General features: G+C 53.4%; 11 protein-coding genes. 7 read left to right on the top strand and 4 right to left on the bottom strand.

Annotation, left to right across the window (positions count from 1 at the left end; all coding sequences use genetic code 11):
- Positions 1-132: 132 nt before the first annotated feature.
- Positions 133-456 carry a hypothetical protein gene (locus QEN58_RS09605; RefSeq protein ID WP_280106866.1) on the top strand — a complete coding sequence of 108 codons (324 nt, stop codon included), beginning with the start codon at positions 133-135 and terminating at the stop codon, positions 454-456.
- A 307-nt stretch (positions 457-763) separates the two neighbouring features.
- Here the strand turns inward: QEN58_RS09605 and QEN58_RS09600 are convergent, their stop codons facing one another.
- Positions 764-1,498, bottom strand: a complete 735-nt coding sequence (locus QEN58_RS09600; protein WP_280106865.1) for an SDR family oxidoreductase — start codon at positions 1,496-1,498, stop codon at positions 764-766.
- A gap of 175 nt (positions 1,499-1,673) precedes the next feature.
- Between QEN58_RS09600 and QEN58_RS09595 the strand changes: the two genes are divergently transcribed.
- Positions 1,674-2,579, top strand: a complete 906-nt coding sequence (locus QEN58_RS09595; RefSeq protein WP_280106864.1) for a LysR family transcriptional regulator — start codon at positions 1,674-1,676, stop codon at positions 2,577-2,579.
- 165 nt (positions 2,580-2,744) lie between these two features.
- Positions 2,745-3,032 (top strand): sll1863 family stress response protein, encoded by a 288-nt coding sequence (locus QEN58_RS09590; RefSeq protein ID WP_280106863.1) that lies wholly within the window; start codon positions 2,745-2,747, stop codon positions 3,030-3,032.
- A gap of 95 nt (positions 3,033-3,127) precedes the next feature.
- Here QEN58_RS09590 and QEN58_RS09585 read toward each other — a convergent pair whose 3' ends face one another.
- A complete protein-coding gene (locus tag QEN58_RS09585) occupies positions 3,128-4,306 on the bottom strand; it encodes a toxic anion resistance protein (RefSeq protein ID WP_280106862.1) in 1,179 nt (392 codons plus the stop codon).
- A 63-nt stretch (positions 4,307-4,369) separates the two neighbouring features.
- Positions 4,370-5,311, bottom strand: coding sequence for a cobyrinic acid a,c-diamide synthase (locus tag QEN58_RS09580; RefSeq protein ID WP_280106861.1), 942 nt, complete (start codon positions 5,309-5,311; stop codon positions 4,370-4,372).
- Positions 5,312-5,596: 285 nt separating this feature from the next.
- Here QEN58_RS09580 and QEN58_RS09575 point away from each other — a divergent pair, with 285 nt between their 5' ends.
- The 3 genes from QEN58_RS09575 to QEN58_RS09565 all read left to right on the top strand — a co-directional run bounded on the left by QEN58_RS09575 (position 5,597) and on the right by QEN58_RS09565 (position 9,195).
- Positions 5,597-6,718 carry an endonuclease/exonuclease/phosphatase family protein gene (locus QEN58_RS09575; protein ID WP_280106860.1) on the top strand — a complete coding sequence of 374 codons (1,122 nt, stop codon included), beginning with the start codon at positions 5,597-5,599 and terminating at the stop codon, positions 6,716-6,718.
- A gap of 323 nt (positions 6,719-7,041) precedes the next feature.
- On the top strand, positions 7,042-8,349 hold the full coding sequence (locus QEN58_RS09570; RefSeq protein ID WP_280106859.1) for an ATP-grasp domain-containing protein: 1,308 nt from the start codon (positions 7,042-7,044) through the stop codon (positions 8,347-8,349).
- Positions 8,350-8,835: 486 nt separating this feature from the next.
- Positions 8,836-9,195, top strand: coding sequence for a hypothetical protein (locus tag QEN58_RS09565; RefSeq protein WP_280106858.1), 360 nt, complete (start codon positions 8,836-8,838; stop codon positions 9,193-9,195).
- A gap of 127 nt (positions 9,196-9,322) precedes the next feature.
- On the opposite strand, the gene QEN58_RS09560 is transcribed toward QEN58_RS09565, so the two are convergent.
- Positions 9,323-10,294, bottom strand: coding sequence for an AraC family transcriptional regulator (locus QEN58_RS09560; protein WP_280106857.1), 972 nt, complete (start codon positions 10,292-10,294; stop codon positions 9,323-9,325).
- Positions 10,295-10,746: 452 nt separating this feature from the next.
- Here QEN58_RS09560 and QEN58_RS09555 point away from each other — a divergent pair, with 452 nt between their 5' ends.
- Positions 10,747-12,369: a BCCT family transporter gene (locus QEN58_RS09555; RefSeq protein ID WP_280106855.1), complete on the top strand. Its 1,623-nt coding sequence runs from the start codon at positions 10,747-10,749 to the stop codon at positions 12,367-12,369.
- The last annotated feature ends 150 nt before the right edge of the window (positions 12,370-12,519 follow it).

Below are 12,519 nucleotides of genomic sequence, written 5' to 3'. Positions count from 1 at the left end.
ACGCAGCCTTTGGCTGCCGGACGCTCGCAAGCTCGCGCTGGTGCGCGCAACGTTATGTTTAAAAAGCCGAATAGTATAGTTCCAATAAAATATTCTGGCGATTCGATTGTGAGTCAAAAAAAGGAGAAACACATGGCCCTAGGTGATTTTCGCTCAATCTACCTTCCGTACTGCCTTTATCTTCAAGAGGATGGTTCATACGCAGTATTGAATCGCGAATATAAGCCGGTTGGTTTCAATACTCGTGATTATGTCACTTACAGCGAATATCCAGTAACAACCAAGTTCAAAGGCATCGGCCCAAGTACGGCAAAAAAACTTTCATACAACGGCAATGATGATGTCACGCGCATCTACCTGTATGACGATGGCAGTGTCCCAACTGTATCTTCAGCGGGCATGGCTACATATCTGAAAAAAATCGAAACGCTGTCCAAGTTGCAGGTTAAAACATAACAATCGGCTACATAGCGACCGATTTTTCGCCGATCTGCGGCTCCAAACCGGCGCGTTATATCGGCTTCGCCTGAATGACAGCTCTTGGCCGATATTAGCCATCTAGTTCTATGCCTAATGGGCTCTATATTTAAACCCCCTTTAACTTGCCAGCTAGGTTTATGGCCCTAAGCTTACCCCACACAACTGACTAGCTGAATTCCTGGCTAAAGGCTGATATGCCTTCCCATTGAAGTGGGAAGGCTCTACATCAGCGGGTTTAGGGCTTGCTGCATTCCATAGTGAAGGACAGGCCACCATCCCGGGATCAGGCAGGGCTTGCGACGGGGCGTACCACGATGTCCGTGGTGTCGACGTCGGCTGGCTGGCCGACCACATGAGCGATAGCGTTAGCGATCGCTTCGGGCTTGAGTGCAATTTTACGGAAACTGCGCATGGCTTCTGCTGCCGAGGCATCGGTGATGGTGTCGGCTAGCTCAGATTCGACCACGCCGGGATAGACGCAGGTGACGCGGATATCGCTGTGTTCCTGACGTAGGCCATCGGAAATCGCACGTACCGCATATTTGGTCGCACTGTATACCGCTGCGGTCGGGACCACGTACAAGCCGCCGATTGAAGAGATATTGATCACATGCCCGCTGCCTTGTTGTTGCATGGTGGGCAGCACTGCGGCGATCCCGTGCAGCACACCGCGGATATTGACATCAATCATACGATCCCACTCATCGACCTTCAGGGCAGCAACCGGTGATAGGGGCATAACGCCAGCGTTGTTGATGATCACATCGATTCGACCGAACTTATCGAGTGCGTAATCGGCGAAGGATTGGACGTCCTCGCGTCGAGTTACGTCCACAGCGCATGCGATTGCCTTGCCGCCGTCGTTGGTAATTTCGGCAACCAGCTTTTCGAGCCTATCGATGCGTCGTGCACCGAGGACGACGCTGGCGCCCTGGCTGGCAAGCGTGCGGGCGGTTGCTTCACCGATGCCGCTGCTAGCACCGGTGATGAGGATTACCTTGCCCTGGATATTGCTCATGTTAATCTCCTTAGAAGATAGTCACGGTATAAAGTGGGGCTCTGGGGGGGGCTATGGATAGTCCCCGTAATGAAACGTTGAGCGCTCGGGCTGAACGCTAGGTAGAACTTTAGAGACACATCGTTATGGTGAGAAGCTACCCAAAGCTAACCACGTTGGTTAGGAATGCTTTCCAATGAGTGCTGATTTCAATCTTTTGAAGGTGTTTTTAGCGGTCGCACAGGCCGGAAACTTTAGTGCTGCTGCTGACCAGTTAGGCGTCACTCGCTCGGCTGTTAGCCAGAGCATGCGACGGCTGGAAGATGATCTTGGTATCGCATTGGTTCAGCGTTCTACCCGCAGCGTGAGCCTAACCGAAGCGGGCGTTCGGCTAAGGGCACAGATAACCGAGCCGTTCACGGCGATTGCGTCTGCAGTGGAAGAAGTTGTGGATGATGGCCCACCCCGGGGTTTATTAAGGGTGGCGGTTACTTCAATCGCCGAGCGATTTCTTTCAGGCCCACTGGTTGCCACTTTTGCCGCTGCTTACCCCAACATTACGTTGGACGTGACCGTCACCGATGAAGAATTCGATATTGTGGGCGCCGGGTTCGACGCCGGGGTGCGTTTGGGAGAAGTGATCGAGCAAGACATGGTGGCAGTGCCGCTTTCTGGGCTACAACGCCAAGTGGTCGTGGCCTCTCCCCGTTATTTGCAACGCCATGGCACGCCCGAAGCGCCTTTCGAACTATTGAACCATCTTTGCATTGGCTGGCGGCCCGCACCGAGCGTGGCACCTTACCGCTGGGAGTTCGCAGAAGATGGGCGAGAGTTCGATGTGGGTGTTAACTCAAAAATCACGACCAACGATATGTTGCTCATGATAAGGACGGCGCTTGCTGGGGGTGGTATTACCATTGGCATGGAGGAGACATTCCTCCCCTGGATTGAAAGCGGTGAACTCGTGTCGTTGTTGCAGCCATACTTGCCGCCTTTCCCCGGTTTTTATCTGTACTTTCCAAATCGCCGTAACCAACCGCCTAAATTACGGGCGTTGATCGCACACGTGCGTGCCTATCGTGAAGCGATGGAGCCTTCGTAATTCGATGCATGATAGGAGCCAAGGCGTTACGCCTCTCCGAGAATTCGGAGTAACATAACCAAAATTGATTCGGTCAATACTCGATAGGGGCCGAAGGGTCTTCGTAGACGACAGAGATTCACAGCAAGACCCGTCATGCCCGTCACCGCAAGGGGAGGTATCACCATGAAACAACGTGATGAATTCGTTGAGGAAATGAAAGCCAGGCTCGATGAGTGGAATGCTGATATCGATAGGCTGACCGCCAAGGCTCGTCAGGCGAGTGACGAGGCGAGGGTGAAGTACCAGGAGGATATCGAACGGCTCAAGAAGCGCCAGGCGGAGACCCAGCAAAGGCTTGACGAGCTTCAGCATGCCAGCGAAGCGGCCTGGGAGTCTGTCCGTCAAGGTATGGAAGACTCATGGGAGTTGATGCGTAAAGCCTTCCAGGATGCCTCTTCTCGTTTCAAGTAGCTTATTCGGCTAGCTCATACAACTAGCTCATACAACTAGCTCATACAACTAGCTCATAAACTACCCATGCGCTTCACTTGGAAAAGCCTGAACCGTTAGCTGGGGTCGCGACCATCTTTTGGTTGCGACTCGCTGCCTTCTTGAAGACGCTCGATGGACGTATTTCCCTGCTTCGCCAAGGTCGCTAGGCGGTCGATCTGCTCATCCAGCCGGGGCAGGGCTTCCTGCCGATAGCTCGATAGGTCATCGATGGCGCCCATCACTTCGCTGAAGGCCTCCTCAAGTACTTGCATGTCGAGCATCGCGGAGGAGGCGCGCTTCTGGATGTCCACGCCTTGCTGACGGAGGGCCTTGGCCGTTCCGCCAATCATCTGCGACGTGGTGGTGTTGATGGCTTCGATGCGGTCCAGCACCAGGCGCTGATTAGCCATCGCCATGGCCACCGTCACCGCGACGGTAAGCGCCGAGACGGTGACGTTAATCGCTCTGTCTACGCCGCGCATCAATTCCCGGTTGTTGCGGATGATAACCTCCAGCGCCAGCACGCCTTGCTGACTTACCGCGAGTTGCTGCTGAAGGTCAACAATGCGTTGGCGCAGGGGAAAGAGCAGCTCTTCCTCAAGGAAGTGGCGCCTTGGATCATCGCTATCGCGAGCGGCGATCTCGTCCTGCAGGCGGCGATCGATCATGCGGCCCAGTGCGATTTGACGGTTCAACTCGCCAAGAATTTTAGTTAACGCTTGCTGGTCATCGTTGAGGGTGAGGTTGTCGCGATGCAGCATGTCGCGACCGCCTTCGAGATCCGCGATGATCGCGTCTAGGGCCTGCTGGGTATTCTCGAACTTACGAAAATACCGCTGTAGACGGCTATCAAGGCCGGGAATGACCGCCAGCACGCGATCCAGCGTAGTCGGCGCCAAGCGATGGCGAGCGGGGTCGAGCCCCTCCATGCGTCCGCGCAGATCGGTTAGTGCTTTGGCGACCGGCCCGCCTTCGTCGCCCTGGTGGGCCAACTTGCGCAGCGGCGTCTGCAGCATGGCACTGCGATGGGCGGCCTGTTGCTGCAATTCAAGCCCCATTTCATCCACGGCATGCCGCTGGCGAACCACCGATGCTTCGTCTCCCTCGGCGAGAATATCTTCGACAAAGCGGTCGGCCATCGCCTCAAGCTCAGGGTCGATGTCGCGCTCATCGGGGTTAGCTCCCAACTGGTCAGCGATCTCGTCCACCGGCGGCAGGGAGAGGCGACGTTTGTCATCGGATTGCTGAGCCATGGACATCTCCTGAGCTATTAAAATAACCGTTGTGAAAAGAGCACAGTACCATCGGTCATCGGATTAATCTTTGCGCGCATAACGGTCCGCGCCTTCGACGAAGCGGCGCAGATCCTCCAGCGCTTTATCCGTGGTGACCGATGCCTGTGGGCGAGCCGTTTCAATGCGCGCCATGGAAACGGCGGTATCGTCGAGCACGGTTAGGGCTGATTCGATGCGGGCAGAGAGCTTATTCAGCCGATGTTCGGTCTCAACTAGCAGATCAAGGCGCCGCACAAGGGCTGCTCGCTCTTCATCGCTTAGCCGTTTGCCGTCCCGCTCCAGTCGACCTCGCACGTAATTACCGTCCACGCTAACCACCCCTCGCGCCTGGGAGGCCATGGTCGTCAGCGTATCTACCGCGCCAAAACAGACTTGAGTGACGAGGCCTTGTGAGCGCTCGAAGGCCAGCTCGCCAGTGTGGAATCGCTCGCCCAGTACGTCCATCACATGCCGGTAGCGGCTATAAAGGCGGTCTGTCAGGATCGCCAGATCCGGGCGGTGCACGTCGAGCAGGCTCTGCTTGGCTCGACACATGGCCAAGACTAGATCGTTGGCCCCCACCGGTGGTCTGGCAGGGTCGAGCACCGACACGCCCGTTTCATAGGCGTTACGCTCTTCCTGAGCACGGCGTTGATTTGCTTCGGCCTGCCGTTGAGCCTCACGGCGACGCTCACGGCGGCGGGCCAGCCAGCCGCGCAGTGTTCGCTCTATGGGGAGCGCTACAGGAATGGCGACGATGCCCGCAAGCCAGCCAAACAAGCTGGGGCTGAAACCACCCCACAGGGAGGTCAGCCACAGCAGCATGCTGATAAAGGGGACCACCAGGCAATAGCGGGCGATCACCTGGAGACGATTGGGAGCCGTGACTGCAAGCGCCAGACCAGGATTGAAGAGGCCGACCAGTAGCCAGGGCAGGCAGGTCATAAACAGGCCATAGGAAAATCCCTGCAGGAATCCCAACATAGATACGTCTATCCTTCAGTCATGAAACGCAAGCACCGCGTGTAGAATAACTGAGATAGGTCGCTAAGCACCAGTTGGTCAACACTTGGCTAACAGCAGCACGCCGATCCCACTCCAGACCCCAATGGTGCCTGTTAGGAACAGCACGATTATTACAAGCCCTACCAGGATGCGTAATACAGCTATCCAGCGGAGGGTATGCTTAAATTGTCACAATGCTTGCGGCAATCTAGGCCGGTATAACTGGGACTCTCCTGGTTACCGTTGCCGCATTTGAGAGGTTTCATGTTGTTAAAGCTCCTTCTCTGGGTCATCCGGTTGTTAGTGCTCTTGATGGTTGTGGTGGCCTTGCTGCCGCTCATACCCAGCGGTCAGTGGTGGATCAGGCTGTGGGATTTTCCACGGCTTCAGTTGACGGGATTATTGGCCGTACCTGTGTTGCTTCTTGGCCTGCATGCTTGGCTTCAACGCCCACACAAAGAGCACGCCATGTGGGGCGTGGTGATCCTTGCCATAGCAGGTTGGCACTTAATGCACATCCTGCCATTTACCTCCGTTTGGGCGACCGAAGTACCCACTGCCGAGGTAGAACCCGGCGAAAATCAGACGACGATAAAAGTGCTGACCGCGAATGTTACCTACTCGAATGATCATTTCGAAGAAGTGCTGTCGATGATTCGGCGTGAGGATCCCGATCTAGTGCTACTAATCGAAGTCGATAGTGCCTGGGAAGACGGGCTGTCAGCGCTTGATGAGGAGTACTCTCACGGGGTCGGGGAGATTCGTGGCGAGGGTCTAGGGATAATGCTGTGGTCCCGGATTCCGTTGCTGGAGCAGGAGGTTAAGTACTTGGTTTCTGAGCGTCGGCCGTCGGTTTTCGCAACGCTTGACGCGCCAGGCATTGGGCCAGTGCGCTTTGTGGGTGCCCACCCGGTTCCGCCAGGGCTGGAAGAGAGGAAAGTTAGCAGTGAGGAAGAGCGGCGGGACAGCCGTGAGCGCGATGCAGAGCTTATGCTTATTGCTCGCCATGTTGAAAAAGACCCGGACAACCGTTGGATTGTTACCGGGGATTTTAATGATGTTGCTTGGTCCGACACTACCAATCTTTTTGCCGACTTAAGCGATCTGAAAGACCCTCGTCGTGGTCGGCGGTTGCTTAGCACCTACCACGCGGAATACCCCTGGTGGCGCTACCCGATTGATCACCTATTCGTTTCTGACGGCTTCCACCTGATTGATATCGACAGGGTGGAGGTAGAAGGCTCGGATCACTTTGGCCTCTCCACAACGCTCACCATTGGGCGTAAAGATCACGGAAAGCCTGAGGCTTCAGCAGAGGAGGAGCAGGAAGCCCAGGAGATGGTCGAAGAGGGTGCCGAAGACGCCGCTGAGCATGATGGACGTTAATTAAAAGTCCAGAGGGGGATTCGCAAGCATAGGCTCGATCCCCTGAATTTTTTTCAATGTATAGACCTCGTGTTAATCAACAGACGGTAGAATTTATCCCCATCTTTCAGAGAGATAACTTCTACAGTAATTTAACAGAAACTCTACAGTTTAATTGCCATTTGTAACCGTATCGACTAGCTTAGTTACGACGGGTGCGCTAAAAAATTCCCTAATGCTGGCTGACTCAATCTTTCTGAACATCACCGACTGCGGCTTAGCTCACTTGGTGCGCTCAAATCTCAGCCTAGTCAATTTGGGTTAATCAGCAAGGAGTACATCAAATGTCGATAACATCTGAAAAGCAATTACCCGAAGCAGTAATGGCTTGGCGTGATCCAGAAATGGACTCGGTGAAAGGAACCGAAACGCCTAAAGATCCCAACAAAGGTTACATTGCCTTACTTGGATGGAGTGTTAACGCGATTAAGGCGGCGCAAAAGTTTGACCGTCGTTATATTGTCGTTGCCCCCGAATGGGCTGCAGATTTCTGTGCTGCAAACAACATACCTTTCATCCCATGGGATTTTATTCGCTTGAATGATCGTTCCATGGAGATCGCTGTAAGGCTGAAGGAGGAAGGCGTAGACGTCGCCATCCCTCTGTTTGAAGAAACCGTTGAGTGGTCTGGTGCGATCAACTCCGTGCTTCTCGACAGCCCGCGCATGTACGGTCAGTCAATTTTGTTCCGTGACAAAGCCTTGATGAAGCGCCGTGCCCAGCTTGGCGGTATCCGCGTCGGAATCTTTGAAGAGGCGCATGAGAAAGAAGACATCGTTCGCTTTATGAAGCGCGTCAACCAGACGTTGCTCAAGCTGGACGGTGATCCGGATGACCCGATTCACGTTAAGGCCTTCGACAAAGCAGGCTGTCTCGGCCACCGGATGATTCGCTCAATTGAAGAAATAGATAATATTCCTGATGAAGAATATCCGCTGCTGATGGAAAGCCACTTGAGCGGTTGGGAGTTTGCCGTTGAAGCCTGGATCCACGATGGCAAAATTCAGTTCCTGAATATTTCAGAATACGTCACGCTAGGCTACTCGGTGTTCGTGCCTGCTACCCAGGAGCTTGAGAGCTGGCGCAATGCGATTACCAAGCAGATCGAGCTGTTGATCAAGACCTTCGACATCCAGTTTGGCTTGATTCACCCAGAGTACTTCGTTACGGGCGACGGTGAGATGTACTTTGGCGAAGTTGCTTATCGCCCGCCCGGTTTCAAAGCTTTCGAACTGATCGAAAGAGCCTACGGTTTCAACGCCTATCAAGCGTCGATGCTGGTGTTCGACCCAAAAAGCACGAAAGAGGAAGTGGCAGCATTCTTCCCGCGCGAAGTGGTTGATGCGAAGGGCTACGCAGGCTGTTTCGGTGTTTATCCACGCCGTCGGGTTGTCAGCAAGCTGGAAATGCCCGAAGAAACGATTAATCACCCGTACTTTGAGTCACACGAACTGGTCGCACCGGCAGAAGAGACAGTGCCTGACCGGTCAGCCTACGGGACTCACTGGGGCCTAATCTTCTTCTTTGGTGACGATCCCATCAAGATGCGTGATCTACTGAAAGCGCAAGAAGATCTGGATTTCTACGTCTAGACATTCACCAACGCAATACGCTTATCTCTGGGCGAGGCCTATCAGCATCCATATTAGGTGCTGATAGCCTCGCCCTATTTTTTGCCTGCGCGTTCTGTTTCAGCTTTTAGGCTTGGTTCTTTCATTGGCGCTGCTGACCCAGGTACTGCTAGCCCAGGCTAAGAACACCTTATCCGGCAACTTGGATTCGCTAATATGCACAGCTCTTATAAAGCATTACTATCACGATCATCTGTATTAACTATGAAAAATGGCGTTATATATCGAGTAATTACCTAGACGCGCAAAATTAACAGGATTAGGCAATCTTCAGCGAGAAATACGCCTATTGCTCTTGGCCATCCCCCTCTATCATTTCTCTCACGGTCGTAACGACCAAAACATACCGCCACCTGGGCGCCCATCGCACTGGATTCAAGCGAACGGGCTTACAGAGCAAATTCCCAGGTTATGCGGATGTGCCATTTAACGAGAGGAAGTAAAACCATGAAATACGCTACTATCATTATGCAGACCATCACCGCGAGCGCTTTAGTCCTGGGCATGGCCGCTCAAGCCACCGCCGCAGAGTCAATTCAAACTGGCTTCGACACTGGCCCGTCCACCCACGGTGGTACACGGGAAGGTGGCCCTCAGTACCGCGTTGAGGCGGAAGATGGCCAAGCAGTTGAGTATCAAGCGAATCACTCCTATCGCACTACGTTCGAGGCTGGCGGTCCTGCACTGGGCGGCACACGTGAAGGAATGTACCGTGACCGCGTTGAGGTCGAGAGTGATCAAACCGTGTCTCAACAAATTGCGCATTACGATCATGCTGACAACTTGACACGCGGCACCCGCGGCTAAACCCAGCGTCAACCTATTGCGCCTTCCCAGCTACTAAAGCGGCGCACATATCACGGGCCACCCGATTGGGTGGCCCGTTCGCGTGTCTGGGTGACGATAGATACGACGCCGCTGAAAAAGCAGCCTCCTAAGCGGGCATGCTTATGCGGGGTTCTCCACGTAACTTGATCATATCGGTGCGTGGTGGTGCACCAAACATGCGGCTATATTCGCGGCTGAATTGAGACGGGCTTTCATAACCGACTCGGTAGCTGGCCGTGGAGGCCTCAAGACCCTCTTTAAGCATTAATAAGCGCGCTTCGTGCAGCCTCAGCTTCTTCTGGAACTGTAGCGGCGACATACACGTCACCTGCTTGAAACTGTGGTATAGCGCAGATTCGCTCATGTTCACATCTTCCGCCAATTGCCCCACCCGCAATGGTTCATCGAAGCGTTCCTTGAGTATCGAAATTACCTGGAAAATACGGTGTGATTGGCTATCGACGGAAGCGAAATCACGCATGCGTGAACCCATCTCACCAACCAATGCTCGGTAAACGATCTCGCGCTGAATCAACGGCGCCAGCACGCGGGCGTCGGCGGGTGAGTCAAGCAATCGAACTAGGCGGGTCATTGCATCGAGAATCCCCAAGTCAACGGGGGCGACACACATGCCACAGGCTGAATTAGGGGAGTCAATGGATTCGCTGACGTGAGCGGTGTCGCCCAACTGAAGCACTAATTCGGCGACTTCGGCAGGGTCAATATTGATTTTAACGGCTAGGAAGGGATTTTCCGGCGAAGCATCTATCACCAGCTTGTTAACCGGAAGGTCGACGCTGGAAACCATATAACTGAGCGCACCGTAGACGATCTCTCGATCCCCCAACTGTACAGTTTCGCGCCCCTGGGCAATAACGCAAAGTGACGGCTCGTAGACGGTTGACATGCAGCTGGTAGGTGCATCCGCGCGAAACAGATTTAATCCCGGAATTTCTGTTTCATACAGGCCTTCTTCGCTCAATCTGGCCGAGACGAGATCGGCGAGTTGTCGGCACATGGGGGCGGCACTTAACTGCGCTGAAGCGGATGTATCATTAGGATAGGCTGTATTGTTCATGACTGACCTCTAAATACGTTAAGTTAGTATACAGGATCAGGTAAATCATAGCCCGCTAACAAAAATGCAGATAATGAGATGATAAGCTGCAAAAAATCGCACAAATCATCTCCATGTATGAACAATTTTCTCGCTAATGGTTAATTTTAAGGACAATTTCTAATATTGGTTTTTTTTAGCTTTTTCCTCTGGTCGTAGGATTAGGCAATTATTCAATAGTAATGTGCACGTCTTCGTTACTCTCCGTCCGCCGCAGGGAGATAGTTTGGTCTGCATAACCGCTAGTCGCCAATGTCTTCACATGCTTGGCGTGATTGGCCTATAGCTCCTACGTTGTTTTAGAGGCTTGCTTTAAAGACGAGTTGTAATGTCTGGTTATGAAGACCGGATATAAAACTGGTTATAAAGGCTGAGTATAGCAACAGATTGTAAAGACACTGGGAGACGTAACGATGGATGCACTCGCGAGAAAGCTGGGCCTCAAGACTGATCCCGTCATATTTTTTACATCGGCAGTGATCATGATCGTTTTTTTGGTGGTGCTTCTGATTGCACCGGGCCCAATCGGGGCAGCCTTTGGTGCGGGTCGGGAGTGGATCGTTACCAATCTTGGCTGGTTCTTTATTTTAGGGGTGACGAGCTGGGTGGCGTTTTTGCTGTGGGTGGCGCTCAGTCGTTATGGGGCGATTCGCCTGGGTGGCAATGATGCGAAGCCAGCCTATGGCAACATATCCTGGTTCACCATGCTGTTCGCAGGCGGTATCGGTACGGTATTGATGTTTTGGGGGGTGGCTGAGCCTATTTCCCACTTTTCCAACCCACCTAGGCCGGATGTTGTACCTTTTTCTGTGGAAGCCGCCGACGATGCCATGAGTTTTTCGATCTACCATCTGGGGCTGCATACCTGGGCGATTTTCTCTATGCCAGGGCTAGCTTTTGCGTACTTTATCTACCGTTACAACCTGCCGATGCGTTTCAGTTCCGTATTTTATCCGCTGTTAGGCGACCGCATTTTCGGTCCCTTAGGCAAAGCCCTGGATATCTTCGCGATACTCGGCACTCTTTTTGGCGTGGCGGTTTCTATCGGCTTGGGCACTCAGCAGATTAACGCGGGGTTAACGGAATTGTTTGATATTCCAGATGCCGTCATAACTAAGGTCATCATCATCGCCGTACTGACGTCCGTTGCTGTAGGATCTATCGTGGCGGGCCTGGACTCTGGTGTTAAACGGTTGTCGAATATAAATATTGCCATGGCCGTGGGCCTGATGCTGTTTGTGCTCTTTACTGGGTCGACCGTTTTCCTTTTGCGAGCCGTTGTCGAGACATTTGGCCTCTACATAACGAACCTGCTGCCAATGGCATTCTGGAATGACACGCTGGCAAGTTATTCAAGTGATGGCGGTACCTGGGGGTGGCAAGGCAGTTGGACAGTGTTCTACTGGGCCTGGACAGTCACCTGGTCACCTTTCATCGGGATCTTCGTAGCACGGATTTCTCGAGGACGAACCATCCGCGAGTTCGTCCTTGGTGTGCTGTTCGCCCCGTCTATCTTTACCTTGGTCTGGTTTGCGATCTTCGGCTGGTCAGCAATGGAGATTGATGGGATTGGGCCCGATGCCCGAGAAGCAATGGGGACTCAGGCCGGTATCTTGTCCGCTGCGGTAGGCGAAAGCATCCCACTTGCCATGTTCACCTTTTTCGATAATTTCCCTGGCGCCACATTAATACAGGGCCTTGCCGTTGTTATCGTCGCCATCTTCTTTGCCACTTCATCGGACTCTGCGTCATTGGTAGTCGATATGCTGTGTACCGGCAGCGCGGATCCTGGCCCATGGCATCAGCGCGTCTTTTGGGGCGTCTCTGAAGGCATGCTGGCTGCGATGCTCATCGTGCTTGCTGGGGATGCGGGGCTTACCGCACTGCAAGAGGTGATCACTGTTGTTGGTCTGCCGATGTTTATTTTGGTCTTTGCGATGATGTTCGCGTTGTACCGCGGCCTTTCCCATGAGGATCTCAGCGAGGTGAAGGTGGGCACCCCACCTAAGCAGGAGGAGTTAGCCCCGGATGACTAAGCTTACAGCTTCTAGTCTGCATTTTTGAAAATTCCACCACGCTATGTTCGACAGCGCACGGTGATTGCGTACTTTAAGAGCCATCCTAAGGGTGAGCGAGGCAAGGGATATGCCTGAACGAGTCCTTGGCATCGGGGGCTCTATGCCTGA

Source organism: Halomonas alkaliantarctica (assembly GCF_029854215.1).
In the GTDB taxonomy this organism is placed as follows: Bacteria; Pseudomonadota; Gammaproteobacteria; order Pseudomonadales; family Halomonadaceae; genus Vreelandella; species Vreelandella alkaliantarctica_A.
Note: the sequence above shows the minus strand (reverse complement) of the source record. Positions and strands in the feature narration are given on the sequence as shown.

What these genes read in the sequence shown, in the direction of transcription:
- QEN58_RS09560 (WP_280106857.1), bottom strand. Translation starts at nt 10,294, where the DNA reads ATGAACAATACAGCCTATCCTAATGATACATCCGCTTCAGCGCAGTTA.
- QEN58_RS09565 (WP_280106858.1), top strand. Translation starts at nt 8,836, where the DNA reads ATGAAATACGCTACTATCATTATGCAGACCATCACCGCGAGCGCTTTA.
- QEN58_RS09600 (WP_280106865.1), bottom strand. Translation starts at nt 1,498, where the DNA reads ATGAGCAATATCCAGGGCAAGGTAATCCTCATCACCGGTGCTAGCAGC.
- QEN58_RS09570 (WP_280106859.1), top strand. Translation starts at nt 7,042, where the DNA reads ATGTCGATAACATCTGAAAAGCAATTACCCGAAGCAGTAATGGCTTGG.
- QEN58_RS09595 (WP_280106864.1), top strand. Translation starts at nt 1,674, where the DNA reads ATGAGTGCTGATTTCAATCTTTTGAAGGTGTTTTTAGCGGTCGCACAG.
- QEN58_RS09555 (WP_280106855.1), top strand. Translation starts at nt 10,747, where the DNA reads ATGGATGCACTCGCGAGAAAGCTGGGCCTCAAGACTGATCCCGTCATA.
- QEN58_RS09580 (WP_280106861.1), bottom strand. Translation starts at nt 5,311, where the DNA reads ATGTTGGGATTCCTGCAGGGATTTTCCTATGGCCTGTTTATGACCTGC.
- QEN58_RS09590 (WP_280106863.1), top strand. Translation starts at nt 2,745, where the DNA reads ATGAAACAACGTGATGAATTCGTTGAGGAAATGAAAGCCAGGCTCGAT.
- QEN58_RS09605 (WP_280106866.1), top strand. Translation starts at nt 133, where the DNA reads ATGGCCCTAGGTGATTTTCGCTCAATCTACCTTCCGTACTGCCTTTAT.
- QEN58_RS09585 (WP_280106862.1), bottom strand. Translation starts at nt 4,306, where the DNA reads ATGGCTCAGCAATCCGATGACAAACGTCGCCTCTCCCTGCCGCCGGTG.
- QEN58_RS09575 (WP_280106860.1), top strand. Translation starts at nt 5,597, where the DNA reads ATGTTGTTAAAGCTCCTTCTCTGGGTCATCCGGTTGTTAGTGCTCTTG.